Here is a 26,073-nt window from a genome sequence, read left to right on the forward strand (position 1 = left end):
AATGTGGCATGTATCTGTTATTTAATGCTGTTTAGTGCCAGTGATGTCATCGCCTTCTTAAGGTTTTAATTTTGTACGCGCCGATCTTGAATGCGAAGTGAGCAAGTGTAATGATGCTTATTACAGCAGCTAGTGATGCGCCTATGCTGTAAAGTTTATTAAGGCTTTCGTCCGTTGAAACGAGTCCGAGGTATTTTAATAGCGGCAGTGTCAACTCGGGAGGTAGCGTTGCAGAAGCGATAATTCCAAAAATAATTGTGAGTCGCCGCGTGTTAGATTCCGATATTATTTTCTCCTCAAGTTCAAGTGATTTGCGGATGGTATCTATTTTCTTTTGTAATTGTTTGTATGTTGTGCTTAGCTGGCCGCCGACTTGCACTTCTTCAATGTATTTTGCTATCTCTCCATATTTGTGTGCCTGCAACAGCGTTTCTTCGAATTCGAGGATGTCTAATTCCAGTTGCGCTACATGAATTGCGGTTTTGCACTTCTTTAAGTTAAGGCCGGCATATGAGTAGTAGATAAGTATGTAGTCTGCTGCCTCGTTGAGAACTTGAATGTCTGAGGTAAGGTTTTGGAATGTATAATGATCCTGCTCCTGAATAAACTTTTCAAATTTTGCAGACGATAGTAAGAGTGAGACGGACTCTGAATAAAAGTTGTTGTAGTCATCAGCCTGTCGCATATCTCTTGCGAGCAGAACTGGGGAGTTACTATCTTTTTTAGAAGCTACGCTTCGAGCCATCACGCTATTCACTAGTTGAGAGTGATGCGACAGATTTTCTGATGCGCTCCATTTTTGTTGAGTGTGAGATTGAATGTAGACGATTGGTTTCCCCCGCCAGTGGTGTCCAATAGAATCATCTTCATATCGACCGGCATGCCAGTTGGCTTTTGTTTGTAGTGCCCCCATTTTTATAGTGCGAGCCACCACGGACAGAAGGTTTCTTGCTAGATCCGAGAGTGAAAATTGATCGGTGTGTACAAGCTCGAAGACTGTAAGTTTTTCTTCTAAGAATTCAATTGTCTCCGGGTTGTCAAACGCGGTTTTAATGATTGAGTCAAATGATTTTCTCTGCGTTAGTCTTTCTGTTCTCGACATCTGGGCAAGAAGCGATTCTGTGCAGGCTTGGTGAAGTTTTTTCTCGCATAGCAGGGATGTGATATTCCTTCTGGATTTGTTGACTTCACAATGGATGACTTCTGAAGTTGAAGCATTAGTAAACCCTGGCATAGTAGGCAGGACTATGCTGATAACGCCGCCAATATACACCCTTATATGTGGTGTTATAAATTCGTACGCTTTGTCACCGTCACATTTTATAGCGATTGGGCGCATGAATATCCGAGCGCTTTCTGTGGGGAAACCATAAGCAGTATTAAAAAGGTGCTTGTCGGATAGGATTAAATTGAACGCTGTGAGTAAGGAGTATGTGTTGGAGTCGCCGGGGTTGGTACGCAGAAAATTGTTGTGTCCAGAGACTTTTAAACCTTGCTCAGATATTTCATGGCGGATATTAAGTTGTTGCGATCTTAGTCTTCCAGCGTCTGTGAAGTATATTTTTCCGCGGTTAGTAAGCGCAAAGCTAAATGCGTCAGATTCCGCAAGTATTTCACATATTCCCTCTAAATTAACATTGCCTGTGATTTTTGATGAGTAGAGGTAAGTTACATTTCCAGAGTAGGTGCTAGCTGTTTCATCTGTGTTGTCGCTGGCTTCTGTGTTGTTTGCGGTCATCAACTATTCTTCCCTGTAAATAAAAGGGGTAGGAGTAATCATATATTCCAATCTTTACACGAAGCTACCGAAGCTTGCTAGGTGTCAAGGATCTAAGTGAGCAGTCGGAGCTGAAAGAAAAAATCGCCGATGATGAGTCTGTAGCGAACGTCCGCATAAGGCCGTAGCTGAAGGTCGCAGAGGAGCTGCAACGTGGATAGTTAGGGAATGTGCTGGTCAAAGCCGATTGCAAGGTACGTCAAATTAAACGCAAATGATGGAGAGGTCTGAGCAATGACCATCAAGCCGCAAACGACGGTAAGGTGAGCTAGGATCCACTTCAACACTTGAGGACGGTAGCCATGTCGAATAACTCAGAAGCCCAGATCGCAACGGCGGACGCACTCACATTGCTTTTGCATAACCAGCATGCCATCGCTGCGGCAATTGATGAGCTGACTTGTTGGCTCTCAGAGAATGGAGCTTCAGTTGTTGCTGACAACGCGACCATGGCCTTGGAAACGCTGGACGTGAATGCTCAAGGGATTACGGACGCCATCATGCGAATACGGCGGTCGTAGCCCCGCTCAGCCGTCTGACTTCCCACCGTGTCACCTACCTATTTCTTGGTCTACTCCTTGTAATTCTGGGAATTAGCCAAGATGGACCTCTGGTCGAAGGCCTTGGGGATGTCGTCTGCGTTCTACTTGCTGGCTGTGATGGGTGACCTTGCCGTGGTGCTAGCAGAGCACACTCCAAATGATTTCAATTTGCCTAAGGCGTGGAGCTATGCTTGGGCTTCCACTGAACGGGGAAGTGACGAAATGGCGGTAGTCGACCTTTATTCCAAAAGGAAGGAACGAGAGCGTAATGGTGTTAGCGATGTCTTCATCTATGACACGTTCTCGCCAAACTTTCGTGTTCAACTGTCCATGATGATCGATGACCTTTTAGGGGACCGCAATTCTGTGCGGGACGAACGCATGCCCTTGGCCGTCTATGGAGCCATCGTTCAGAGCTTAAAGAAAGAATATGGCGTTAGGAGCCTGTCCACCATTGTCCAACAGAATCCTTACGACGAGTTGCACCTCTTTCTATCGTCTGAACCCGACGTGGAACGATGCTTGGATGCCGTAGAGCTTTGCTACAAAATGGGGAATAAGCATGCGCGAGGGCAAGTCTACAGAACGATTCATCGCTGGGATGCGGATGACCACGTAGACAGCTGTATTGAGGAGCTGAACACAAGGTTCAAGGAAGCCCGTTGTGGTTATGAGTTCATTGATGACGAAATTATTCGTATCGATTCAGGATTCCTACATGCGGAGGCGGTTAAGCCTGCTATCCACTTCTTGAATTTTAAAGGGTACGAGGCTGCGCGTAACGAGTTTTTCGGAGCTTACGACCATTACCGACACAAGAGATACAAAGAGGCGCTGGTCGACGCGGCAAAGTCCTTTGAGAGCACTTTTAAGATCATCTGCACTCTGAACGGCTGGGTGTATGGGCCGAGGGATACCTCGAATAAACTCATTCAAATTCTCGTGGACAATGGCTTCATACCCGCCTTCAACCAAGCACATTTGTCTGCGATACAGACTGCCCTGACTTCAGGGATTCCAACACTCAGGAACAACCTTGGAGGTCATGGGGATGGCACTGATATTGTCGAGGTGCCCGCCGAGGTAGTGGCGTATGGTTTGCACCTGACTGCATCCGCCATCGTTATGCTCGCAGGTCTTCAAGCAAAGCGTGACAGATTGGACCTTTGAGAATCTGGCAGAAAAATCTGAATGACCACCTCACTACGGGTACGTGCGCGCATCCCCCCATGGGTGCCCTCGCGTGGTCCTTATCGCGCCTGCGTGGGTCCTTATCGCGTGCCCATGCGCGCCTCTGGATGAGGACTTTGAGGCACTTTCAGGTGTTACAAGTCACGTATCAACCCCTGACACAAAACCTTGGCAAAGGCCTGCTGACCTCGCTACGATGCGGCCACCTGATTCCTTGAAGATCATTAATCGGCAAACCGCATCTCGCGGGTCTGCCCCATCAGCAGACCCTGATTGCGCTCCGTCACCTCACGGATGTAATCCCACAACAGGGTAATCCGCTTGAGCTTGCGCAGGTCCTCCCGGCAGTACATCCAGAATTGCCGGGTCAGGTTGATTTCCTTGGGCAGCACTGGCAGCAGGCGCGGGTCCTGGGCCGCCAGGAAGCACGGCAGGATCGCCAGCGAGCGGCCCTGCTGCGCCGCCACGTACTGGGCAATCACGCTGGTGCTGCGCAGGTTAGCGCTGGCCCCGGGCACCACATTGGCCAGGTACAGCAGCTCGGAACTGAACGCCAGGTCATCCACATAACTGATGAATTGATGCTCGCCCAGGTCGCTTGCGCGGCGGATCGGTGGGTGGCGGTCGAGGTATTCCTGGGTGGCGTACAGCTGCAGGCGGTAGTCGCACAGCTTGCAGCACACGTAAGGGCCGTGTTCCGGGCGCTCCAGGGCGATGACGATGTCCGCCTCGCGCTTGGACAGGCTGATGAAGTGCGGCAGTGGCAGGATATCCACCGAGATTGCCGGGTAGGCGTCGAGGAAGTGGCTGAGTTGCGGGGTAATGAAGAAGCTGCCGAAGCCCTCGGTGCAGCCCATGCGCACATGGCCGGACAACGCCACTCCGGAGCCCGAGACCTGCTCGCACGCCATGTGCAGGGTGCTTTCGATGGACTCCGCATAACCCAGCAGGCGCTGGCCCTCGGCGGTGAGGACAAAGCCGTTGGTACGGGACTTTTCGAACAGCAGGGTGCCCAGGGCGGTTTCCAGCGAACCGATGCGCCGCGACACCGTGGTGTAGTCCACCGCCAGGCGCTTGGCCGCGCTGCTGGCCTTGCGGGTGCGCGCCACTTCGAGGAAAAACTTCAGGTCGTCCCAGTTCAGGGTGCTCAGCGAGGTGATGTTTTTTTGCATGTTGGACCGGATTTTATGTGCGTTCTTATTAGTAATTTGCACATCTATACTCCAAAAACCGTCCGACACCAACTCGCGACAGCCCCTCTTTCAAGGCGCTTGCCCGCCTTGGTTTCCCTGCATAAGAACTCAAGAAGTCAGGAGACCCCATGAACGCATCCCTCAAGCCCGACGGCACCACCCTGCAACAGGTCAAATTGCTGATTGACGGTGAATGGGTCCAGTCCCAGAGCCAGGAATGGCACGACATCGTCAACCCGGCGACCCAGGAAGTGCTGGCCAAGGTGCCCTTTGCCACGGCCGCTGAAGTCGACGCCGCGATCGCTGCTGCCCAGCGTGCCTTCCAGACCTGGAAACTGACCCCGATCGGCGCGCGGATGCGCATCATGCTCAAGCTCCAGGCCCTGATCCGCGAGCATTCCAAACGCATTGCCGCAGTCCTCAGCGCCGAGCAGGGCAAGACCCTCGCCGACGCCGAGGGCGACATCTTCCGTGGCCTGGAAGTGGTGGAGCATGCCTGCTCCATCGGTACCCTGCAGATGGGCGAATTCGCCGAAAACGTCGCCGGCGGTGTGGACACTTACACCCTGCGCCAGCCGATCGGCGTGTGCGCCGGGATCACCCCGTTCAACTTCCCGGCGATGATTCCGCTGTGGATGTTCCCGATGGCCATCGCCTGCGGCAACACCTTCGTCCTCAAGCCTTCCGAGCAGGACCCACTCTCTACCATGCTGCTGGTGGAGCTGGCGCTGGAAGCCGGAGTGCCGGCCGGCGTGCTCAACGTGGTACACGGCGGCAAGGATGTGGTGGATGCGCTGTGCACCCACAAGGACATCAAGGCGGTGTCTTTCGTCGGGTCGACCGCGGTAGGCACCCATGTCTATGACCTGGCAGGCAAGCACGGCAAGCGTGTGCAATCGATGATGGGCGCCAAGAACCACGCCGTGGTGCTGCCCGACGCCAACCGCGAACAGACCCTCAATGCCCTGGTGGGCGCCGGCTTCGGCGCGGCCGGCCAGCGTTGCATGGCCACCTCGGTGGTGGTGCTGGTGGGGGCAGCGAAACAATGGCTGCCGGACCTCAAGGCCCTGGCGCAGAAACTCAAGGTCAACGCCGGTACCGAGCCGGGCACCGATGTTGGCCCTGTGGTCTCCAAGCGTGCCAAGGCGCGGATTCTGGAACTGATCGAAAGCGGCGTGAAAGAAGGCGCCAAGCTGGAGCTCGATGGCCGCGACATCAAGGTTCCGGGCTACGAGCAGGGCAACTTCATCGGCCCGACCCTGTTCTCCGGGGTGACCACCGACATGCAGATCTACACCCAGGAAATCTTCGGCCCGGTGCTGGTGGTGCTGGAAGTCGACACCCTGGACCAGGCCATCGCCCTGGTCAACGCCAACCCCTTCGGTAACGGCACCGGCCTGTTCACCCAGAGCGGTGCGGCGGCGCGCAAGTTCCAGAGCGAAATCGACGTTGGCCAGGTCGGCATCAACATCCCGATCCCGGTGCCGGTTCCCTTCTTCAGCTTCACCGGCTCCCGCGGCTCCAAGCTCGGCGACCTGGGCCCCTACGGCAAGCAAGTGGTGCAGTTCTACACTCAGACCAAGACCGTCACCAGCCGCTGGTTCGACGATGACAGCGTCAATGACGGTGTGAACACCACCATCAGCCTGCGTTGAGGAGCCTGACATGAACATTGCATTTATCGGCCTGGGCAACATGGGCGCGCCCATGGCCCGCAACCTGATCAAGGCCGGCCATCAGCTGAACCTGTTCGATCTCAACCAGAGCGTGCTGGCCGAGCTGGCTCAACTGGGCGGGCGCATCAGTGCTTCGCCCAAGGCCGCCGCCGAAGGCGCCGAACTGGTGATCACCATGCTCCCCGCTGCGGCCCATGTGCGCAGCGTCTGGCTGGGCGAGGATGGGGTGCTGGCGGGTATTGGCCGCGGCGTTCCGGCGGTGGATTGCAGCACCATCGACCCGCAGACCGCCCGTGAAGTGGCCGCAGCCGCCGCCAAACAGGGCGTGGCCATGGCCGATGCACCGGTATCCGGCGGCACCGGCGGTGCCCAGGCCGGGACCCTGACCTTCATGGTCGGCGCCAGCGCCGAACTGTTCGCCACCCTGCAGCCGGTGCTGGCGCAGATGGGCCGCAACATCGTGCACTGCGGTGAAGTGGGCACCGGACAGATCGCCAAGATCTGCAACAACCTGCTGCTGGGCATCTCGATGATCGGCGTCAGCGAAGCCATGGCCCTGGGGGATGCCCTGGGCATCGACACCCAAGTGCTGGCGGGGATCATCAACAGCTCCACCGGCCGGTGCTGGAGTTCCGATACCTACAACCCGTGGCCGGGCGTGATTGAAACCGCTCCGGCAGCCCGCGGCTATACCGGCGGCTTTGGTGCCGAGCTGATGCTCAAGGACCTGGGGCTGGCCACCGAGGCTGCTCGCCAGGCCCACCAGCCAGTGGTGCTCGGCGCCGTGGCCCAGCAGCTGTACCAGGCCATGAGCCTGCGCGGGGAAGGGGGCAAGGACTTCTCGGCCATCGTCAACAGCTACCGCAAGCCGCAGTAAGGCAAAGATTGTGTAGCCGCTGCCGCAGGAGACGCCGCGATCTCAAGGCTGGATAGCGCCAAGCAAGGCCCTGCGGTCCTTTGCGCAGCTTCGCGGGCTCAGCAGCGGCTACAAGGATAGGTGTAGCCGCTGCCGCAGGCTGCGAACGGCCCGAAGGGCCGCAGCGATTTCAAGTCTGGCGAAGTTTGGTATTGAACGCAGCCCCTTCAGCCGGGGCATTTGCGGGAACCTGCGTCGGGCAGGTTCCCGCTTTTTTTTGCCCGGCTCAGTTCGGCCGGCTGGCAACTGTGCCGGAGGGAGGGTTGAGGCGGGTGTCGAGGCCGAAGCGTTCCTGGATCACCACCTGGTACAGCCCTTTGGCCAGCAACGGATTGATCAGCACGTTCCAGCTGTGGCGCGACACCGAGGAGGGCACCAGCACGAACGGATGGTCCGCCAGCAACTGATCGGCGAACTTCTGCTGGCCGGCGCTGGGAATGCCCGGCACCAGCCAGTTGGGGTTGGGAATGCTGTGTTCATCGACCCGGTAGATGGCGGTCGGGTCCTGGATCAGAGCGCCGGTGAGCACATGGGGCACGCTGTCCAGGGCGGCAAAACCCTTGTGCACCGCCACTTCCAGAATCGCCGTGGCCGGGTCGGCGCTGGCGTACACCGCCTTCACGCCCTTGGAGTTCCAGCGGCCGCCACACAGCTCGGCGCCAATGCCGCTGTCCCAGCTGTCGGCGTGCCGGGCGGCGTCCAGCCGCCAGAAATGAAGGGTGCTGCTGCCCGGCACACTGATCACTGATAGACCCCGTATTCCAGGCGGGTGAGGAACTCGTCCACCAGTTCGAAACCGATGGGGTTGGTCAGCAGGTCCACCGGTTTGTGGCCGTCCAGGCCCATCACCGGCTTGGCCATCCACTCCTGGGCCTCTTCACTGCTGCCGAAGATGTCCTCGGCTTTGGCCAGCACCTGGGCGAAGCGCACCGCACGGGCGCTCTGCTCCGGGTTCAGCGGCTCGTCCGGGGTTTTCAGGCGCCGGTGCAGGGTGCGTTCGGAAAGGCCGATGATCTTGGCCAGGACCTGTTCGTCCTTGAGCATGGGCACCGAGGAGACGAACTTGATGATCGCCGTCAGCGGGATGCCCTCCTCGGTCAGGCGATAGATCGAGATACGATCGTCAAAGCGTGCCCGGCCACCCAGAAGGATGTCCGAGGACTGCTCTTTCAATACCAGTTTGCCTCGCCGCTTGGGAACGAGGCCGGTGCCTGTCAGCGCGACCATGAGTGCTGCTCCTGCCTTTTGCCATTTGGCAGTGATTATATAGCCATTTGGCAAAAGGCGCTGGCTTGAATCGCAACACGGTCAGGGGAGCCCGGCTGGCGCGGGCTCCCGGTATCGAGGGAGGCTCAGGCGAAGACGAAGTACTTGCGCACGGTTTCCACCACTTCCCAGGTGCCTTTCATCCCGGGCTCCACCACGAAGATATCGCCGGCGCGCAGGTGGATGGGGTCGCGGCCGTCCGGGGTGATCACGCAATAGCCTTCCTGGAAATGGCAGTACTCCCACTTTTCATAGGCCACCCGCCATTTGCCCGGGGTGCAGATCCAGGTGCCCATGATCTTGCTGCCATCCTCGCTGGTGTAGGCGTTGAGGTTGACGGTGTGCGGATCGCCCTGGAGTTTTTCCCACTTGCAGGCGTCGAGCACCGGCAGCGGATGAGTGTCGCGAAGAACGGTGATGGGTTGGGACATGCTGGGCTCCTAGCAGGCAGAGAACTGAAGCCGCACCCTATAGCGCCTGGCGGGCAGGGGGTTGTCTGTACTCGACCTCGGGGTATCCAGAAGCGCAGTGCCGGCCCCGGGTCGAGGTGGCTGGGCGCAGAGCTGGGAAGGGGGAGGAGGGTTGCAAGATTCATTCGGCAAACGGGGCTTTGTTAGCAGTAATTGCGAAATTTCTGCGGCTGCCCGAGTTATTTCGCAAGAATCTTTACTGGTTTCGCTCGTATCATTCAGTTCGGAGTGACCTAAGAGCCGCACGAATGGAAAATACACCACGCTGGTGGGATATCAGCCCGCCGTTGAGTACCGCAACCCCGACCTGGCCTGGGGATACGCCGTTCCAGGAGGAGCGCGTCTGGCAGTTCGGCCCCGAGTGCCCGGTGAATGTCGGGCGGGTGACCCTGTCGCCCCACACCGGTGCCCATGTCGATGCGCCCCTGCATTACCGCCCGGACGGCCTGCCCATCGGTGAAGTGCCGCTGGATGTCTACATGGGCCCGTGCCGGGTTCTGCACTGCCTGGACAGCGGTGCTCTGGTGCAGCCCGAGGCGCTGCTCGGGCGCCTCGAAAACTTGCCCGCGCGAGTGTTGCTGCGTACTTACCCACAGGCTCCGCTGAGTGCCTGGGACCCGGACTTTACTGCCGTTGCTCCAGCCACTGTCGAGCTGCTGGCCAGCCTTGGCGTGCGCCTGATCGGCATCGATACCCCGTCCCTCGACCCCCAGCAGTCCAAGACCATGGACGCCCACAACACCGTGGCCCGCCATGGCATGGCGATCCTCGAAGGCGTGGTTCTCGATGAGGTTGCCGAAGGCGACTACGAACTGATTGCCCTGCCACTGCGCTTCGCTCACCTGGACGCCAGTCCGGTGCGGGCGATCCTGCGCCCCCTGGCCGATTCATTCCTACAATAAATACACAGCTGGCCCTTCGCGCCGTTGTGCATCCCGATCCGGGCTGCGCAGCCAGCGATGGGCAACCGCTGCCTGAGGCGAGGAGCCCACGCGATGAGCCAATGTCCTTTTTCAAGCAATCCGCCGGCTGAATGGCATAACGCCGAGCTGAATTTTTCCGACTCCATGAGCTACGGCGACTACCTGGACCTGGGGCGCATCCTCAGCGCCCAGCACCCCCTGTCGCCGGACCACAACGAGATGCTCTTCATCATCCAGCACCAGACCTCGGAGCTATGGATGAAGCTGATGCTGCACGAGCTCAAGGCCGCGCGCGAGCATGTGCGCCAGGGCCAGTTGCCGCCGGCGTTCAAGATGCTGGCGCGGGTTTCGCGGATCTTCGATCAACTGGTGCACGCCTGGGCGGTGCTGGCCACCATGACGCCGTCCGAGTACAAGTCGATCCGGCCTTACCTGGGCCAGTCCTCGGGCTTCCAGTCGTTCCAGTACCGGGAGATCGAATTCATCCTCGGCAACAAGAGCGCGGCCCTGCTGCGGCCCCATGCTCACCGCCCCGAGCTGCTGCAATCCCTGGAAGCCTCGATTGCCACCCCGTCCATGTATGACGAGGCGATTGCCCTGATGGCCCGCAGCGGCTTGAGCATCGACCCTGCGCGCCTGGCGCTGAACAGCACCACCACGACTCAGCATGACCCGTCGGTGGAGGCGGCCTGGCGTGAGGTCTACGCCAACCCTTCGGCCTATTGGGACCTGTATCAGTTGGCGGAAAAATTCATCGACCTGGAAGACTCCTTCCGCCAGTGGCGCTTTCGCCATGTGACCACGGTGGAGCGCATCATCGGCTTCCAGCCCGGCACCGGTGGTACCGAGGGCGTGGGCTACCTGCGCAAGATGCTCGATACCGTGCTGTTTCCTGAACTGTGGCGAGTGCGCTCCTCGCTCTGACCCGAAAACGCCCCGCCTGCCGGGGCGTTTTCATGTGCCTGCCGGCGTCTGATGGCCTGCACAGCAGACGCGCTCTTGAGGTCTGGAAGGTCCTTTGGACCTTATCGCAGCCTGCGGCAGCGGCTACAGAGGTCGTTAGCGAGCAGCGGGCGCTGGCGGCAGTTGTGCTCTGGGGATAAGGTGGCCGCCTTCGATGCAGTATTTTTACTCTCCAAGGCAGACCACATGTCCCGGACCTTCGAGCTTGAAACCCTCAAGATGCGGCTCAGCGATCCCGAGTTCCGCCCTTTGGACCTGCACCAGCGCATCCAGCGCGCCTTGCGCGGGCTGATCCTCGACGGCGCCCTGGGCCCTGGCGTGAAGCTGCCGGCGACCCGGGCCCTGGCCAAGTCGCTGGCGGTATCGCGCGACACCGTGGAAAACGCCTATGTGCAGTTGCAGCGCGACGGTTTTGTCCTGCGGCGCAAAGGCTCGGGGAGCTATGTCTGCGAAACCATCGGTGCCCAATTGCGTGGCCCGTCCCGCCGACGCCAGCTCCAGCAGGGGTTGCCGGCCAACAGCCCGGAACCGGGAGCGGGCCTGAGCCGGCGCGGCGCGGCACTGTTGGCGCGGGGTGGGGTCAGCGATCAGCAGGCGGTCACGGCCTTTGCCACCGGTTTGCCGGAAACCCGCAGCTTCCCGCTGGAGGTCTGGGAGCGCCTGCAACGCCAGGCATTGAAGGATTACCGTGCCAGTGTGCTGCTGCATGGCGATCCCCAGGGCGCGCTGCCCCTGCGCAAGGCCATTGCCGCCTACCTCAACCTGGAACGCGGGGCCAAGGTGCAGCCCGAACAGATCCTGGTGCTGAGCAGCACTCGCCAGGCGCTGTTCCTGTGCGCGCAACTGCTGGTGGACGCCGGCAAGCCGGTCCTGATGGAGAACCCGGGCTACTTCGGCGCGCGCAAGGCCTTCGAGGCGGCCGAGGCGCGGATCGTGCCCATTGATGTGGATGGCCAGGGCATCCGCACCGACCTGTTGCGGGCCGACCGCAGCGGCGCCCGCTGTGTCTATGTGACGCCCTCGCACCAGTACCCCACGGGGGCCACCCTGTCCCTGGAGCGCCGCCTGGAGCTGACCCGCTGGGCCGCCGAGCACGACCGATGGATCATCGAAGACGACTACGACAGCGAGTTCCACTACGAGGGCCTGCCCACCGCCTGTGTCCAGGGCCTGGACCCGTTTCGGCGCACCCTGTACATCGGCACCTTCAGCAAGACTCTCTATCCGGGCCTGCGCATGGGCTACATGACCCTGCCCGCCGAGCTGGTGGGGGCCTTCACCAGTGCCCGCAGCATCCTGGACGGGCACACGCCGCAGATCCTCCAGCTGACCCTGGCGCGCTTCATGGAGGAGGGGCACTACAACGCCCATGTACGGGCCATGCGCAAGCTCTACGCCGGGCGCCGGCAGGCCATGCTCGAGGCCATAGGCCGGCATTTGCCGGGCATTGCCAGGGCCTTGCCGCCACCCGGCGGGTTGCAGGTCCCGTGTCTTCTGGAGCCCGGCTGGAGCGAGGAGCTGACCCAGCAACGCGCGGCCAGGGCTGGCATCCAGTTGCCGGGGCTCAGCCGGCTGTATGCGGGTGAGCAGAAGCAGCAGGGCTGGCTATTGGGCTATGCGTCCCTGAGCGCCCATGAGATCGAGGCAGCGATGGCGCGTCTGGCCCAGGCCCTGGGAAAGCCCTAGCCAGCGGCCTTTTTCCCGCGCCGGCGGTCAGGGCTTGGCGCGTTCCAGTGCCAGGGCGCTGCGCGGGCCCAGGATCAACAGGTGCACGGTCAGCCCGGCAACCAGCCCCCAGAAGGCACCCCCGATCCCCAGCAGAGTGACGTTGGCGGCAGTGGCAAGGAAGGTGATCAGCGCGGTTTCCCGGGTGGCCGTATCGGCCATGGCGTTGGCCAGGCTGCCGCCGATTGCCCCCAGCAATGCCAGGCCGGCCAGGGTGGTGATAAAGGCCTTGGGCAAGACCATGAACAGGGTCGCCAGGGTGACCCCGAAGGTCCCCACCAGGATATAGAAAACGCCACAGGCGATACCGGCAATGTAGCGTTTGCCCGGGTCCGGGTGGGCATCCTCGCCGGTACAGATCGCCGCGGTGATCGCCGCCACGTTGAATGCGTGAGCGCCGAACGGCGCCATGATCAGCGAGCCCAACCCTGTGACCGTGAGCAGCGGGTTGGCGCTGGTCTGGAAGCCGTCATTGCGCAACACCAGCATGCCCGGCATGTACTGGCCGGTCAGGGTGATGACGAACAGTGGCAGCGCCACGCCGAGCAAGGCCGACACGGAGAACTGTGGCGCAGTGAACAGGGGAGTGGCCAAGCTCAGGTGCACGCTGGCGAAATCGACCCGCTCCTGGACGATCAGCAACGCCAGGCCGATGAACAGGATGCCCACCACGGCAAAGCGTGAAGTGAAGCGCCGCAGCACCGCATAGGACAGTACCAGCACGATCACCAGCAGTGGATCGGCACTCGCGCCGCCAAAGGCGTTGATCCCGAACTGCAGCAGGATGCCGGCCAGCAGGCCGGCCGCGATGCCCTTGGGAATCAGGCGCACCAGCTTGTCGAAGGCCCCGGACCCGCCCAGGACGATGAACCCCAGAGCGCAAACCAGGTAGGCGCCGATCACCTCCGCGTAGGGCGTGAAGGGCATCACCGTGGCCAAGAAGGCCGCCCCGGGGGTGGACCAGGCGGTGATGATCGGTGCCTTGTAGCGCAGGCTCAGCCACATGCCGCTCAGGCCCACGCCCAGGGACACGGCCCAGACCCAGGAGGTGGTCTGGGCGGGTGTCAGCCGGGCCAGTTCAGCGGCCTGGAACACCAGGATGAAGGTCCCGCCATAGTTCACCAGCACTGAAATCAGTGCCGCCACGGTGGGAGAGAAAATATCGGCCGGTCTAAGGCCTGTTGCGGTTCTGTCCATAAGCCACTCTCCGTCGAGGAACAGGCTCCCTGGCCCAAGCGCCGGGAGAGGCCCGATTCTAGGTAACGGATGGACTATCGTTTCGAGCCACATTCTTGTTTGCTGGCAGACCACTTTGGCGGCACCGACAAAAAAGCCCGGCCTTGGATAAGGCCGGGCTCGGGGGTGTGGCGTGAACCTTTGGGCTTAGCGCAGGGCCGGTTGCGAAGCTTTCTTCGCCCGGCTCAGAAGGTAGAAGCCCCAGATCACCAGGACCCACACCGGGATCGCGTACACCGAGGCACGGATGCCTGGGATCATCCACATTACGCCGACGATCATCAGCATGAAGGCCAGGCACAGGTAGTTGCTCAGCGGCGACCAGAAGGCCTTGAACGAAGGCACCACGCCCTGCTCGGCCATGGCCTTGCGAAAGCGCAGGTGGGTCAGGCTGATCAGCGCCCAGTTGATCATCAAGGCGGCCACCACCAGGGCGAACAGCAACTCCAGCGCTTCATGGGGCGCCAGGTAGTTGACCAGCACGCAGAGCAGGGTGATCAGCGCGGAAATACCCAGGGCCAGGATCGGCACGCCCTGCTTGTTGAGCTTCATCAGCGCCCTGGGTGCGTCACCCTGTTCGGCCAGGCCATAGAGCATGCGGCTGTTGCAGTACACGCCGCTGTTGTACACCGACAGCGCCGCGGTCAGGACCACGAAGTTGAGGATCTGCGCTGCGGCATCACTGCCGATCAGCGAGAAAATCTTCACGAACGGGCTGCTGCTGTAGGCATCGCCGCCGGCGTTGAGGCTCACCAGCAGTTCGTCCCACGGGTACAGCGACAGCAGCACCGCCAGGGCGCCGACGTAGAAGATCAGCACCCGGTAGACCACCTGGTTGATGGCCTTGGGAATGACCTTGCGCGGTTCGGCGGCTTCGGCGGCCGTGATGCCCACCAGTTCCAGGCCGCCGAAGGAGAACATGATGAAGGCCATGGCCATCAGCAGGCCGGTGCCGCCGTTGGGGAAGAAACCGCCGTGTGACCACAGGTTGCTCACCGAGGCCTGGCTGCCGCCACTGCCGCTGAACAGCATGTAGCAGCCGAGGACGATCATGCCGACGATGGCCACCACCTTGATAATGGCGAACCAGAACTCGGCCTCGCCGAAGAACTTCACGTTCATCATGTTGATCAGGTTGACCAGCACGAAGAACACCGCGGCGCTGACCCAGGTGGGGATCTCCGGCCACCAGAACTGCACGTACTTGCCCACCGCAGTGAGTTCGGCCATGCCCACCAGGACATACAGCACCCAGTAGTTCCAGCCCGCGAGAAAGCCGAAATAGCCGCCCCAGTACTTGTGCGCGAAGTGGCTGAAGGAACCGGCCACCGGCTCCTCGACAATCATTTCCCCCAGCTGGCGCATGATCAGGAAGGCAATGAACCCGGCAATCGCGTAGCCCAGGATCATCGAAGGTCCGGCAGATTTGAGAACCCCGGCCGAGCCGAGGAACAATCCGGTGCCGATCGCCCCGCCCAGGGCGATCAGCTGAATATGGCGGTTCTTCAAGCCACGCTTGAGTTCACCCTGCTTCAAGGTTTGATCCACTAATGTGCGCTCTCTTCTAGTTGTTATCAGGATCGATCAGGGTCGATCACGGCGAATGCTGACGGGATCAGATATTACTCTCGGTGAACCGCTCGTAATACAGCTGAACGCGGTTAAGTTGCTGTTCTTGCAGCCAGATCCGAATCGAATCGACCATTGGCGGCGGCCCGCAGACATACATATCGGTGTCCTGGTCCCGCAGTTCGCTGCTGTCGAAGTGTTCGCTGATGTAGCCACGCTTGCCCGACCAATCCGGGTCGGGGTCGCTGATCACCGGGGTGAAGCGAAAGTCCGCCAGGCGTTCGCCATGGGCCTGGATCCGCTCCAGCTCGCACAGGTCGCGGCTGTGGCGCACGCCGTAGTACAGGTGCACCGGCTGCTGGCAGCCCTGCTCGACGATCTGTTCGAGCATCGCCAGCAGGGCCGAGAGCCCGGTGCCGCCGGCCACCAGGATCAGCGGACGGCTGATCTGGCGCAGGTAGAAGGCCCCCAGCGGTGCCTCCAACTGGAGGGTGTCGCCCACCAGGCAGCGTTCGCGGATGTAGTTGCTCATCACCCCGTCGGGCAGCAGGCGGATCAGGAACTGCAACTGGTTGTCCGCCGCCGGCCGGTTGGCGAAGGAGTAGGCCCGGCTACTGTCGGTGCCGGGAATCCGCAGGCGGGCGTACTGGCCCGGGAGGAAATCCAGTGGTGCCTGATTGCCGCCCAGGTCCAGGTGGAGGATGGCGGTGCTTTCGGACACCTGGCGCACGTCGATCACCGAGCCCTGCAACTGCACCGGGTCGGCGCTGTGGCACAGGCTGGATTCGAAGTCGAAGTAGAACGCCGCATCCGACTGCACCCGGGTCTGGCAGGTGAGCATCTTGCGCTGCTCCAGGTCCTGGGCGCTGAGGGCTTCTTCGTCCACATAGTCCTGGCTGTACTGGCCGGATTCGCAACGGCCCTGGCAGGTGCCGCAGACCCCTTCGCGGCAGTCCAGGGGGATTTTGATGCCGTTGCGCAGGGCGGCGTCGAGCAGGATTTCATTGGCCTTGACCGGGAAGAACAGGGTCTTGCCATCGGCAAAGCTGAACGCGACCTTGTGCGTCATGGGAGAACTTCCGTGGGTCAGAGGTGATAGAAATCGAGCACCGAGTTGATCGTGTCGTTGAGCAGCAGCACGTGCTTGCGCTGGATCAGCCAACTGTCGCCCTGGGGCTTGAGGTCGTAGGTGGCATGGCCATAGAACTCCTCGGAGGTGGCCAGGCGGTAGAACAGCGTGTGCCAGTTCAGGCGCACCCGCAGCAGGCCGTTGCTGCCCTCGGCGATGCGCAGGTTGCTGACCATGTGCAAGGTGCGCGGCATGGGAATGGTCGAGGCCGCCTTGCCGGTGCGCAGGCGGAACACCCGGTCCTCCAGGCCCGAACGGTTGGCGTAGTAGATCAGCGACATCTCGCGTTTCGGGTCCTGGGTGTAGACGTGTTCCGAGTCCCACTGGGGCAGGTGGAACTCGCTGTCCACGGCAAACAGTTGCAGGTAGGCGTCCCAGTCCTGGGCATCGCAAAGCTCGGACTTGCGGTAGAAGAATTGCTCGATCTGGTACTGCAATTGCGCATTCATGTTCACACCTCACGCAGTTTCAGGGGCTGGCGCTGCAGGCCGTCGAGAAGGAATTTCTGCCAGTTGCGGTGCTGGTTGACGTACAGCCCTTCATGGGTAATCTCGGTGCCGGTCATGGCCGGCTGGATGCCCAGGTTCTCGCTGTTGGCGGTGGGCCCGCTGACCCAGTGCTGGCGGCCGCGGGAGATGTCGCTCCAGCGCTCCAGGCGCCCCTGGAAACCGCGCTGGGCTTCGCGGAACTCCACCAGGTCGTCCGGCGTGCCCATGCCCGAGACGTTGAAGAAATCCTCGAACTGGCGGATGCGGTTTTCCCGGTCGGCGTCGCTCTCGCCCTTGACGCCGATGCACTGGCTGATGATCTCGGTCTTGTTCCAGGCGATGGGGCGGATGATCCGCAACTGGGAGCTGATCTGGTCGAGGAAGAACAGGCTGGGGTAGATGTTCAGGTTGCGCAGGCGGTGCATCATCCACTCGGCCTTGGCCTGGCCGTGCTCGGCCACCAGGCGCGGCATGATGCTGGCGTAGCCGGAGCGCACCGCCGGGTTGGGCATTTCGCTGAACAGCACGCTGTGGCCGTTCTCGAAGGCGAACCAGCCATCGTCGGTGCTGGCGTCGCCGGCGCCGAGCTTGCTGTAGTCCAGGGTGGCGCTGCTGCCGGCGCCGCTGTCGGCGTTGACCTGCTGGCGGTGCTGCACCGTGGCCACGTAGTTGTAGTGCACAGTGCTGACGTGATAACCGTCCAGGCCGTTCTCGTTCTGCAGCTTCCAGTTGCCGTCGTAGGTGTAGGCGGACTTGCCCGGCAGCACCTCCAGCTCACCGTCGGGGGACTGGGCGACCATCATGTCGAAGAAGATCCGCGCATCGCCGAGGAAGTCCTCCAGGCTGTTGTCGGCGGCCACGTCCAGGCTGATGAAGACAAAGCCCTTGTAGCTCTCGATGCGGGCCTTCTTCAGGCCGCGGGTGGCCTTGTCGAAGCCCTCGTCGTATTCCCCTGGCGCCTTGACCTTCACCAGGCGCCCGTCGCTCTTGTAGCACCAGGCGTGGAAGGGGCAGGTGAAGGTGGACTGGTTGCCCTTGCCGACCCGGGTCAGGGTGGTGCCGCGGTGCTGGCAGGCGTTGATCAGGGCATTGAGCCGGCCCTCGCCGTCGCGGGTGATGATCATCGGCTGGCGCCCGGCGCGCATCGTGATGAAGTCGTGGTTGTTGGGCAGCTCGCTTTCGTGACAGGCGTAGATCCAGTTCTTCTCGAAGATCAGCTCCATCTCCAGGTCGAACAGCTCGGGCTCGGTGAACATGTCCCGGGCGATACGGAACACCCCGTCCGCGGGACGAAAATCCAGGCAACTGCCGATGAAGTCTTGCCACTGCTCGACGTTTCTTGCACCACTCATGAGTCGGTACCTTTTTTATTCAGGCCAATCGGGTGCAGTCATTAGAGAGAGGGGAGGGGGCCTGCGGCTATCCGCTTAGTCGGCCAAGGTCATCCACAAAATTGCCCGTTCCCGGCAAGGCATGGAGCAGCAGGCCCCTGGGTAGCATCTACCCAGCATCGTGCAGGCAAGCGATGGAGGGCTGCCTGTTGGTGCGCTGATCGGCTACTGTGAGCGCAGCCAATGAGAGTGATGGGGCCCGGTTATCCACTTAGTCGACGATTGCTATCCACTGGGTTGGCAGCGTCGCCGGCTGGCGCAAAACTTGCCCTGTCATACAAGACGCGCCGTCAGAGCGCGCTGAATAAAAATTGCCGTGGGTGCGCCGTGATGAATAGCAAGGCTGATGGGCAGTTTCGCGAGATTCGTATCGATCGCTTTGACCTTGAAGGGGCCAGGAACTGGATGGCGGGAATCTGTGGGCCTCACCGCCTGGAAACCGCCAACCCCGAACGCATTCGTTTCCACCACAGTGCCAACGTGCTCAGGTCCCGTTCCACGACCCTGGGCATCATCGAATACGGCACCGATGTGGTGGTGGATATCCAGGACACCGAGCGCTTCAGCAGCTACAGCCTGAGCCTGCCGTTGTGCGGTGAGCAGGAACTGAGCAAGGACGGGCGCCTCTTGCGCTCGGACCGCGGCCAGGGGGTGATCATCGCCCCCAACGAAAGCCAGGTGCTGGCCATCTCCGGAGACTGTCGCAAGCTGCAGGTGGTGATTTCCCGGCCGGCCATGAGCGAGGCCCTGGAAGGCCTGTTGCAGCGCCCGGTGCTGGAGCCGCTGCGTTTCGAGCCCGGCATGGATGCGCTGCACGGTGCCGCCGCGGCCTGGTGGCGCATGGCGCAGCATTTCATCGGCGAACTGGCCCAGGGCAACGAGCTCTATGAACAGCTGGCCTTCACCCGGGAAATCGAAAGCTCATTGATCAAGGGCCTGATCCTGGCCCAGCCCAACAACTACTCCAGCGAGTTGCGGGCAATGCTCGGGGTCAAGCTGCCCCACTATCTGGTACGGGCCCGCCAGCACCTGCATGAACATGCCCGCGAGACCGTACACCTGGAAGACCTGGAGGCCGCCGCCGGCGTCTCGCGCTTCAAGCTGTTCGAGGCCTTTCGCAAATACTTCGCCCTGTCGCCCATGGCCTACCTCAAGCGCCACCGGCTCAATGGCGTGCGCCAGGAAATTCTCGAGCACGGCTCGGCGCGCAACATCTCGGAGATTGCCCTGGGCTGGGGCTTCACCCACCTGGGGCGGTTCTCCGCCGAGTACCGCAAGCTGTTCGACGAAACCCCGAGCGTCACTGCCCAGCGTCACCCCGCGCGGCGCCCGGCCGGGTTCTAGGACGCCTTACTTGCGCTGCACCAGGTCCAGCAGGCTGTTCTGTTCCTTGATCTTCTGCAGGACGATTTCCGAGCGGATGTCGGTCACGCCCGAGGCACGGTTCAGGTGGTTGACGATGAAATCCGAGAAGTGCTTGAGGTTGCGCGCCTGCACCCGCAACACGTAGTTGCTGGCGCCGGTGATCACGTAGGCGGCCACCACTTCCGGCCACTGCTGGACCTTGCCGATGAAGGTCTCGTGCCAGCCTTCCACGTCCTGGCGCAGGGACACGTGGACGATGGCCTCCAGCTCGATGCCCAGGCGCTCGGCATTGAGCTGGGCGCGATAGCCGCTGATGATCCCTTCCGTTTCCAGCAGGCGCAGGCGGCGCAGGCAGGCCGAGGGCGAGAGGGCGACTTTCTCCGCCAGTTCCTGATTGCTGATACGCCCGTCCTGTTGCAGGAAGTAGAGGATGCGCAGGTCCGTGGAGTCGAGGGTCATGGTTGGCATAAATCCGCGTTTTTTATTGGAGGATTAGAATTTTATTCGAGATTAGTACGACAGCGCGCTGCACTTTGCACGAAAATTCTCCCGGTCTTCGTCCATTATTTCTCAAGTTTCCGGGTTTCCAGGACCCCGTGCCCGGCCCCTTACGGCGGGCATGACATTGACCAAGACAGGACTGCCAATGATCGATAAAAACCACTGCCTGCGTCTCGATGAACAGGACCCCCTGGCGCCGCTGCGCCAACAGTTCAGCCTGCCCGAAGGGGTGATCTACCTCGATGGCAATTCCCTGGGAGCCCGCCCCGTGGCGGCTGCCGAGCGGGCCCGGCAGGTGATCGAGCAAGAGTGGGGCGAGGGCCTGATTCGCAGCTGGAACACGGCCGGCTGGCGTGACCTGTCCCAGCGCCTGGGGGATCGGCTGGCGCCGCTGATCGGTGCGGGTGCTGGTGAGGTGGTCATCACCGATACCACTTCCATCAACCTGTTCAAGGTCCTCAGCGCTGCCCTGCAGGTCCAGGCCGGACGTGCGCCCCAGCGGCGGGTGATCGTCTCCGAAAGCAGCAACTTTCCTACCGACCTGTACATAGTCGAAGGCCTGACCCAGCTGCTGCAGCAGGGGTACTCCCTGCGCTTGGTGGACAGCCCGGAACAACTGCCGGCGGCCATCGACCAGGACACCGCGGTGGTGCTGCTGACCCACGTCAACTACAAGACCGGCTACATGCACGACATGCAGGCGACCACCGGGCTGATCCATGAGGCGGGCGCCCTGAGCATCTGGGACCTGGCCCACTCGGCCGGCGCGGTGCCGGTGGACCTGGGCCGCAGCGGCGCCGACTACGCCATCGGCTGCACCTACAAGTACCTCAATGGCGGCCCCGGCTCCCAGGCCTTCGCCTGGGTCGCTCCAGCGCTCTGCGACCTGGTTACCCAGCCGCTGTCCGGCTGGTTCGGCCATGCCCGGCAGTTCGACATGGCCACCCGCTACGAGCCTTCCAGCGGCATTGCCCGCTACCTGTGCGGCACCCAGCCGATTACCTCTCTGGCCATGGTCGAATGCGGCCTGGAAGTCTTCGAACGGACCGACATGCAGAGCCTGCGGCGCAAGTCCCTGGCGCTGACCGACCTGTTCATCGAACTGGTGGAACAGCGCTGCGCCGGTCACGAGCTGAAGCTGGTGACCCCGCGTGAGCATGCCAAGCGTGGCAGCCACGTGAGCTTCGAACACCCCGAAGGCTACGCGGTGATCCAGGCCCTGATCGCCCGGGGCGTGATCGGCGATTACCGCGAGCCGCGGATCATGCGTTTCGGCTTCACTCCGCTGTACACCCGCTTCAGCGAGGTGTGGGACGCGGTGCAGATCCTCGGTGAAATCCTCGACCAGAAAACCTGGGCCCAGGCGCAATTCCAGGTGCGCCACAGCGTGACCTGAGGCGTGTTTCACCCCCTTGGTTGCCGCCCTGTGCGGCGACCAGGCCTGCGGCACAAGGACGGGCCGTCACAACGATTCATACGTGCACACAACAATAAAGAGGCACTCAAAGTGACCACCTCCAACAAGGGTTTCGAAGCGATATCCAATCGCGAGCACGGCCTCAGGCGGCAGTTGACCGCCGGCCAGATGAGCATGATCGCCATCGGCGGGGCCATTGGCACCGGGCTCTTCATGGGCAGCGCCTACGCCATCGGTTATGCCGGCCCCAGCGTGCTGTTGAGCTACGCCATCGGCGCGTTGATCACCCTGATCCTGATGGGCTGCCTGGCGGAAATGACCGTGGCCCATTCCACCTCCGGCTCCTTCGGTGCCTACGCCGAGTTCTACGTCAGCCCGCTGGCCGGTTTCCTGGTGCGCTATGCCTACTGGGCGGCCATCGTGCTGGCGGTGGGGGCCGAAGTCACGGCCATCGCCATGTACATGAAGTACTGGTTCGCCAACGTTCCGGAGTGGGTGTGGATCATCTCCTTCTCCAGCGTGCTGATCGTGCTCAACGGCATCAGCGTGAAGACCTTCGGCAACTTCGAATACTGGTTTTCCACCATCAAGATCGCCGCCATCGTCGGCTTCATCATCCTGGCGGTGTACGTGGTGTTCGGCTCTGGCAACCCCGACTACGGGCTGCACAACTACAGCGCTCACGGCGGCTTCTTTCCCAACGGTTTCGAAGGCATGTGGATTGCCGTGATCGTGTCGATCTTCAGCTACCTGAGCGTGGAGATGATCGCGGTGGCGGCGGGCGAGGCCAAGGACCCGCAACGCGCGGTGAAACAGGCCTTTCGCGCCACCATCGTGCGCCTGGTGGTGTTCTACCTGCTGACCCTGGCGCTGATGCTGGCCATCGTGCCCTGGGCCCAGGCCGGCAAGGCCCAGAGCCCGTTCGTCACGGTGATGCAGACCATCGGTATTCCCGGGGCCACCGGGGTAATGAACTTCGTGATCCTGATCGCCGCGCTATCGGCGATGAACAGCCAGCTCTACATCACCACGCGGATGATGTTCAGCCTGTCTCGCGCCGGCTATGCGCCCAAGTCCATGGGGGCCCTGAGCAAGAACGGGATTCCGCTCAATGCCCTGCTGCTGTCCAGCTCCGGCATCGCCCTGGCGACCCTGGTCAACGTGCTGTACCCGGAAAGCTCGTTCACCCTGATGATGGCGATCTCGATGTTCGGCGCGATCTTCACCTGGTTCATGATCTTCCTCACCCACTACTGCTTCCGCCGCTATCACCAGCGCCACGGCGAGCAGCAGCTGTCGTTCCGCATGCGCCTGTTTCCCTACAGCACCCTGCTGGGGCTGGTGCTGATGGGGGCGGTGATGATCACCACCTTCTTCACCGAGGCGTTCAAGATGACCCTGGTGTTCGGCGTGCCCTTCCTGTTGTTGCTGACCCTGGTCTACTACCTGTGCTTTCGTAAGCCCAGGACGGTCGCCGGACTGTCCGAGGTCTGAGGCCACGCCTTCCGGATGTCCAGCAGCTTGGCGTGTTCTCGTACGTACCGGCCGATCAGCCCATTCGTAGGCATCGTCTCCTGGTCGATACGATTCTCCGCGAGCTGAGCGATCTGCTGGACACCCGCTATGCGGACGCTGGGCGGCCGTGGATTCCCTGAGCGGATTCTCCGAGCATCGCTGGTGCAGGTTGTGTATAGCGTGCGTAGTGAGCGACTAAGGAGGGTGGTCAGGTCTCGCCACCGTGCGAGGCTGGGTCACCTGGGCCTTAGCGGCTTACAATCTGATCCGCCTGGGCGCAATCGCTGGGTGGTGGCAGCCATCCCCGACTTGAGTTGTGGTGAGTGTCGCGCTTGCGACGAACGAGCCGACTTGAAAATCGAAAGCCTTCAAAGGTGCTGCGCATGACAAATTGGCAACGTGGTGACTTAGTCGAGCTAGACGGCCTTCTGGCGGTCGTGGTCGGCATTGAGGGGGACCCAAATGTCCCCGAGGAACACATCGCAGTTTGGTTTGGTGCCCCAAGTTGCATCCGAAAGTCTAAGGGCGGAGCTGGTGGAGCGAATCCGGAGGTCTGGACGGTGCCTGCGTACTTGTTCGTGCGAGCCGCTGAGCCTGATTGGCGCCACTAATTAATTGAGTTTTCTATCGGGATGCACTTTTCTGCTCCTTTCTCAACGACCCGCTAGAGGCTGTCCAGGGGGCATTCCTCGCGGGCCTGTTGCAGGCGGGTTTCGAAGATTTCGAGCCGGCCCTGCAACTGCTGCAAATCATCGATCTGCCGTTGCAGCTCGCGCCTCTTTTGCGTCAGGGCGGCTTGTGCGCGGTCCCAGGGAAAGGCCTGGCCCTGGTGCGTGGCGAACACCTGCTGCAACTCCTTGAGCTTGAAACCCAACTGCTGCGCGCACTTGATGAACATCAGCTGCTCGATGCTCTGCGCGTCATACAGGCGGTAGCGACCCTGGCGTGGCGCCTCGGGCAACAGGCCGATGGCTTCGTAATGACGGATGCTCTTGACCGTGGTTCCGGACAGTTGCGCGGCTTGGCCGATGTACATGAAGGCTCCTTTTCCAGTACCGGGTCGTCGGGCGGTGGACGGCGTTGCGCATTATCCGGCGCTTTCACTGCCTGGCAAGGTGCTCCACTTGCAGTAGCCAATCGGCCCGGCGTTCCTGGCTGGCGTCCAGCACCGGGCCGAAGGTCAGGGTGCGCAAGGGCTTGATGCCGCAGAAGGCCAGGGTGGTGCGGCGCATCTGCTGCAAGCCGGGCATGCGGTAGAACCAGCGGAAATACCAGGGCGGTGTATCCATGGTCACCAGCAGGTGGGCGCTGCGGCCCTTGAGCAGTTGCTCCGGGAAGGCTTTGCCGGGGCGGTACTTGAAGGCGAAGCCCGGCAGCAGCACGCGATCGAGAAAACCCTTCATCAGCGCCGGAATGCCGCCCCACCAGATGGGGAAGACCCAGGTCAGGTGCTCGGCCCAGAGGATGTCGGCCTGGGCCTTGCGCAGGTCTTCTTCCAGGGGCTGGATCTGGCGATAACCTTCGCGCAGCACCGGGTCGAAATGCAGCTCTCCGAGCCTGAGCTGGCGCACTTCATGGCCGGCTTCCTGCGCCGCTTTCACGTAGCGCTCGCTCAATGCCGCGCACAGGCTGTGGCGCGAAGGGTGGCCGAGAATCACCAGGATGCGTTTGCTCATTGCCGTGGTCCTTGAGGAGTAAACCCCAAGGCTAAAGTCTGCCCCTAAGGGGAGAGTCAAGGCTCCAGCAGCGCACGGCACAAGCCCTGGGCATACAGGGGCAGGGCGTCGAAGTCGCGGGCGCACAGCAGCAAGCGGCGGCGCGCCCAGGCTTCGTTCAAGGGGCGGCTTTGCAGAGCCAGGTGCGGGTTGCGTTGCAGGGCCGCCAGGGGCACCAGGGCCAGCCCGGCGCCGCGGGCCACCATGCGCAGCACGGCGTCGAAGCCTTCGGCGCGGACGCGCAACTGCATGCGCCGGCCCAGGTGCAGGGCCTGTTCCTCCAGGTACACCGCCAGGGCGCTGTGGCTGGCCAGGCCGACATAGTCGTGGGCCAGGCTGTCGCTGAAGCTGGGGGCCGCCAGGGCACCCAAGGGGTGGTCCGGGGGCATCACCAGCACCAGTGGGTCGTCGCGAAAGGCCCGGGTCATCAGGCCCTGGGTGTCCACCGCGTCGGAGACGATCCCCAGGTCCGCCGCGCCCTGGCGCAGGGCGTGGGTAATGCGCTGGCTGGGCAGCTCCTGCAGCTCGATATCGACATGGGGCTGGCTGTGCAGGAAGTCTGCCAGCAACTCTGGCAGGTACTCGCTGAGTGCGGTGGTGTTGCACAACAGGCGCACCTGGCCCTTGACCCCCCTGGCGTATTCGCCAAGGTCCTGCTGCAGGTGCTCGGCGTACAGCAGCAGCGTTCGCGCGTGCTGGGCCAGGGCCTTGCCGGCGGCTGTCGGGCGGATGCCACGACGCCCGCGTTCGAGAAACTCGATGCCCAGCGAGGCCTCCATGGCGCGGATTCGAGCGCTGGCGGCGGCCAGCGACAAGTGGCTGCGAGCGGCACCGGCGGTGATGTTGCCGGCCTCCAGAATGTTCAGGTACAGGCGCAGGTCGATCAGGTCGAAGTGCATGGGGCATCTCTCGGGGAACATCGTTTTTGTAGGAGCCGGCTTGCCGGCGAAGAGGCCGCTGGGTTCTGCGCAAATCTCGAAATCGCTTTCGCTGGCAAGCCAGCTCCTACGGCGCTACGGGCCATAGGTTTTTATATGTGCCTATTGCCGGGCAAGAGGCTGGCTCAGTATATGGCAGATTTTCAGCAGGGCGTGCAGGGCGCAGC

General features: G+C 61.5%; 23 protein-coding genes and 2 pseudogenes. 11 read left to right on the plus strand and 14 right to left on the minus strand.

All coding sequences use genetic code 11. The features are described 5' to 3' along the window. Positions 1–46: 46 nt before the first annotated feature. Positions 47–1,738, minus strand: a complete 1,692-nt coding sequence (locus tag KCG88_RS12125) for a hypothetical protein (RefSeq protein ID WP_210712451.1) — start codon at positions 1,736–1,738, stop codon at positions 47–49. A gap of 341 nt (positions 1,739–2,079) precedes the next feature. Between KCG88_RS12125 and KCG88_RS12130 the strand changes: the two genes are divergently transcribed. Together KCG88_RS12130 and KCG88_RS12135 are read left to right on the plus strand one after the other, a co-directional pair. Next, positions 2,080–2,298 (plus strand): hypothetical protein, encoded by a 219-nt coding sequence (locus KCG88_RS12130; RefSeq protein WP_210712452.1) that lies wholly within the window; start codon positions 2,080–2,082, stop codon positions 2,296–2,298. 81 nt (positions 2,299–2,379) lie between these two features. Beyond that, complete coding sequence (locus KCG88_RS12135; RefSeq protein ID WP_210712453.1) at positions 2,380–3,489, plus strand: hypothetical protein; 1,110 nt, start codon at positions 2,380–2,382, stop codon at positions 3,487–3,489. A 245-nt stretch (positions 3,490–3,734) separates the two neighbouring features. On the opposite strand, the gene KCG88_RS12140 is transcribed toward KCG88_RS12135, so the two are convergent. Then, entirely contained in the window at positions 3,735–4,682 is a 948-nt protein-coding gene (locus KCG88_RS12140) for a LysR family transcriptional regulator (protein ID WP_210712454.1), read from the minus strand. Positions 4,683–4,831: 149 nt separating this feature from the next. Here KCG88_RS12140 and KCG88_RS12145 point away from each other — a divergent pair, with 149 nt between their 5' ends. After that, complete coding sequence (locus KCG88_RS12145) at positions 4,832–6,358, plus strand: CoA-acylating methylmalonate-semialdehyde dehydrogenase (RefSeq protein WP_210712455.1); 1,527 nt, start codon at positions 4,832–4,834, stop codon at positions 6,356–6,358. Between the two features lie 10 nt (positions 6,359–6,368). Continuing rightward, positions 6,369–7,256, plus strand: coding sequence for a 3-hydroxyisobutyrate dehydrogenase (gene mmsB / locus KCG88_RS12150; protein WP_047283815.1), 888 nt, complete (start codon positions 6,369–6,371; stop codon positions 7,254–7,256). Positions 7,257–7,521: 265 nt separating this feature from the next. Here mmsB and KCG88_RS12155 read toward each other — a convergent pair whose 3' ends face one another. From KCG88_RS12155 to KCG88_RS12165, 3 genes are all read right to left on the minus strand, one after another. Beyond that, on the minus strand, positions 7,522–8,040 hold the full coding sequence (locus KCG88_RS12155; protein WP_047283816.1) for an RES domain-containing protein: 519 nt from the start codon (positions 8,038–8,040) through the stop codon (positions 7,522–7,524). Further along, entirely contained in the window at positions 8,037–8,522 is a 486-nt protein-coding gene (locus KCG88_RS12160; protein ID WP_015634047.1) for an antitoxin Xre/MbcA/ParS toxin-binding domain-containing protein, read from the minus strand. Before KCG88_RS12160 ends, KCG88_RS12155 begins: the two co-directional genes overlap by 4 nt. A 125-nt stretch (positions 8,523–8,647) precedes the next feature. Continuing rightward, positions 8,648–8,992, minus strand: a complete 345-nt coding sequence (locus KCG88_RS12165; protein ID WP_011059115.1) for a cupin domain-containing protein — start codon at positions 8,990–8,992, stop codon at positions 8,648–8,650. A 287-nt stretch (positions 8,993–9,279) separates the two neighbouring features. Here KCG88_RS12165 and kynB point away from each other — a divergent pair, with 287 nt between their 5' ends. From kynB to KCG88_RS12180, 3 genes are all read left to right on the plus strand, one after another. After that, entirely contained in the window at positions 9,280–9,933 is a 654-nt protein-coding gene (kynB, locus tag KCG88_RS12170) for an arylformamidase (protein ID WP_015634049.1), read from the plus strand. Between the two features lie 93 nt (positions 9,934–10,026). Then, a complete protein-coding gene (kynA, locus tag KCG88_RS12175; protein ID WP_047283817.1) occupies positions 10,027–10,878 on the plus strand; it encodes a tryptophan 2,3-dioxygenase in 852 nt (283 codons plus the stop codon). Positions 10,879–11,103: 225 nt separating this feature from the next. Next, entirely contained in the window at positions 11,104–12,603 is a 1,500-nt protein-coding gene (locus tag KCG88_RS12180; RefSeq protein ID WP_210712456.1) for a PLP-dependent aminotransferase family protein, read from the plus strand. A gap of 27 nt (positions 12,604–12,630) precedes the next feature. On the opposite strand, the gene KCG88_RS12185 is transcribed toward KCG88_RS12180, so the two are convergent. The 5 genes from KCG88_RS12185 to antA all read right to left on the minus strand — a co-directional run bounded on the left by KCG88_RS12185 (position 12,631) and on the right by antA (position 18,416). Next, positions 12,631–13,839 carry a benzoate/H(+) symporter BenE family transporter gene (locus tag KCG88_RS12185; protein ID WP_210712457.1) on the minus strand — a complete coding sequence of 403 codons (1,209 nt, stop codon included), beginning with the start codon at positions 13,837–13,839 and terminating at the stop codon, positions 12,631–12,633. Between the two features lie 186 nt (positions 13,840–14,025). Continuing rightward, the gene (locus tag KCG88_RS12190) at positions 14,026–15,426 is read right to left on the minus strand and encodes an amino acid permease (RefSeq protein ID WP_047283820.1); all 1,401 of its coding nucleotides are present in this window, start codon (positions 15,424–15,426) and stop codon (positions 14,026–14,028) included. Positions 15,427–15,493: 67 nt separating this feature from the next. Then, positions 15,494–16,516, minus strand: coding sequence for an anthranilate 1,2-dioxygenase electron transfer component AntC (gene antC / locus KCG88_RS12195; protein ID WP_047335604.1), 1,023 nt, complete (start codon positions 16,514–16,516; stop codon positions 15,494–15,496). Between the two features lie 17 nt (positions 16,517–16,533). Beyond that, positions 16,534–17,025: an anthranilate 1,2-dioxygenase small subunit gene (antB, locus tag KCG88_RS12200; protein ID WP_047283822.1), complete on the minus strand. Its 492-nt coding sequence runs from the start codon at positions 17,023–17,025 to the stop codon at positions 16,534–16,536. A gap of 2 nt (positions 17,026–17,027) precedes the next feature. Further along, positions 17,028–18,416: an anthranilate 1,2-dioxygenase large subunit gene (gene antA / locus KCG88_RS12205; RefSeq protein WP_047283823.1), complete on the minus strand. Its 1,389-nt coding sequence runs from the start codon at positions 18,414–18,416 to the stop codon at positions 17,028–17,030. A 369-nt stretch (positions 18,417–18,785) separates the two neighbouring features. Between antA and KCG88_RS12210 the strand changes: the two genes are divergently transcribed. Then, positions 18,786–19,799, plus strand: coding sequence for a helix-turn-helix domain-containing protein (locus tag KCG88_RS12210; protein ID WP_011059124.1), 1,014 nt, complete (start codon positions 18,786–18,788; stop codon positions 19,797–19,799). A gap of 6 nt (positions 19,800–19,805) precedes the next feature. Here the strand turns inward: KCG88_RS12210 and KCG88_RS12215 are convergent, their stop codons facing one another. Continuing rightward, a complete protein-coding gene (locus tag KCG88_RS12215) occupies positions 19,806–20,279 on the minus strand; it encodes an Lrp/AsnC family transcriptional regulator (RefSeq protein ID WP_047284153.1) in 474 nt (157 codons plus the stop codon). 187 nt (positions 20,280–20,466) lie between these two features. On the opposite strand from KCG88_RS12215, the gene kynU reads away from it, so the two are divergent. The 3 genes and pseudogenes from kynU to KCG88_RS30950 form a co-directional block, all read left to right on the plus strand. Beyond that, a complete protein-coding gene (gene kynU / locus KCG88_RS12220) occupies positions 20,467–21,717 on the plus strand; it encodes a kynureninase (RefSeq protein ID WP_011059126.1) in 1,251 nt (416 codons plus the stop codon). A 111-nt stretch (positions 21,718–21,828) separates the two neighbouring features. Beyond that, positions 21,829–23,302, plus strand: a pseudogene (locus KCG88_RS12225) (amino acid permease). Next, positions 23,229–23,451 (plus strand): annotated as a pseudogene (locus KCG88_RS30950) (IS5/IS1182 family transposase); the annotation flags it as partial. The pseudogenes KCG88_RS12225 and KCG88_RS30950, both read left to right, overlap by 74 nt. 466 nt (positions 23,452–23,917) lie before the next feature. On the opposite strand, the gene KCG88_RS12230 reads toward KCG88_RS30950, so the two are convergent. From KCG88_RS12230 to KCG88_RS12240, 3 genes are all read right to left on the minus strand, one after another. Further along, positions 23,918–24,289, minus strand: coding sequence for a MerR family transcriptional regulator (locus KCG88_RS12230; RefSeq protein ID WP_210712458.1), 372 nt, complete (start codon positions 24,287–24,289; stop codon positions 23,918–23,920). Between the two features lie 64 nt (positions 24,290–24,353). After that, positions 24,354–24,929: an NAD(P)H-dependent oxidoreductase gene (locus tag KCG88_RS12235; protein ID WP_047335609.1), complete on the minus strand. Its 576-nt coding sequence runs from the start codon at positions 24,927–24,929 to the stop codon at positions 24,354–24,356. Between the two features lie 56 nt (positions 24,930–24,985). Next, positions 24,986–25,867, minus strand: a complete 882-nt coding sequence (locus tag KCG88_RS12240; protein ID WP_210712459.1) for a LysR substrate-binding domain-containing protein — start codon at positions 25,865–25,867, stop codon at positions 24,986–24,988. Between the last annotated feature and the right edge of the window lie 206 nt (positions 25,868–26,073).

Source organism: Pseudomonas sp. MWU349, assembly GCF_017947325.1.
GTDB classification, from domain to species: domain Bacteria; phylum Pseudomonadota; class Gammaproteobacteria; order Pseudomonadales; family Pseudomonadaceae; genus Aquipseudomonas; species Aquipseudomonas protegens.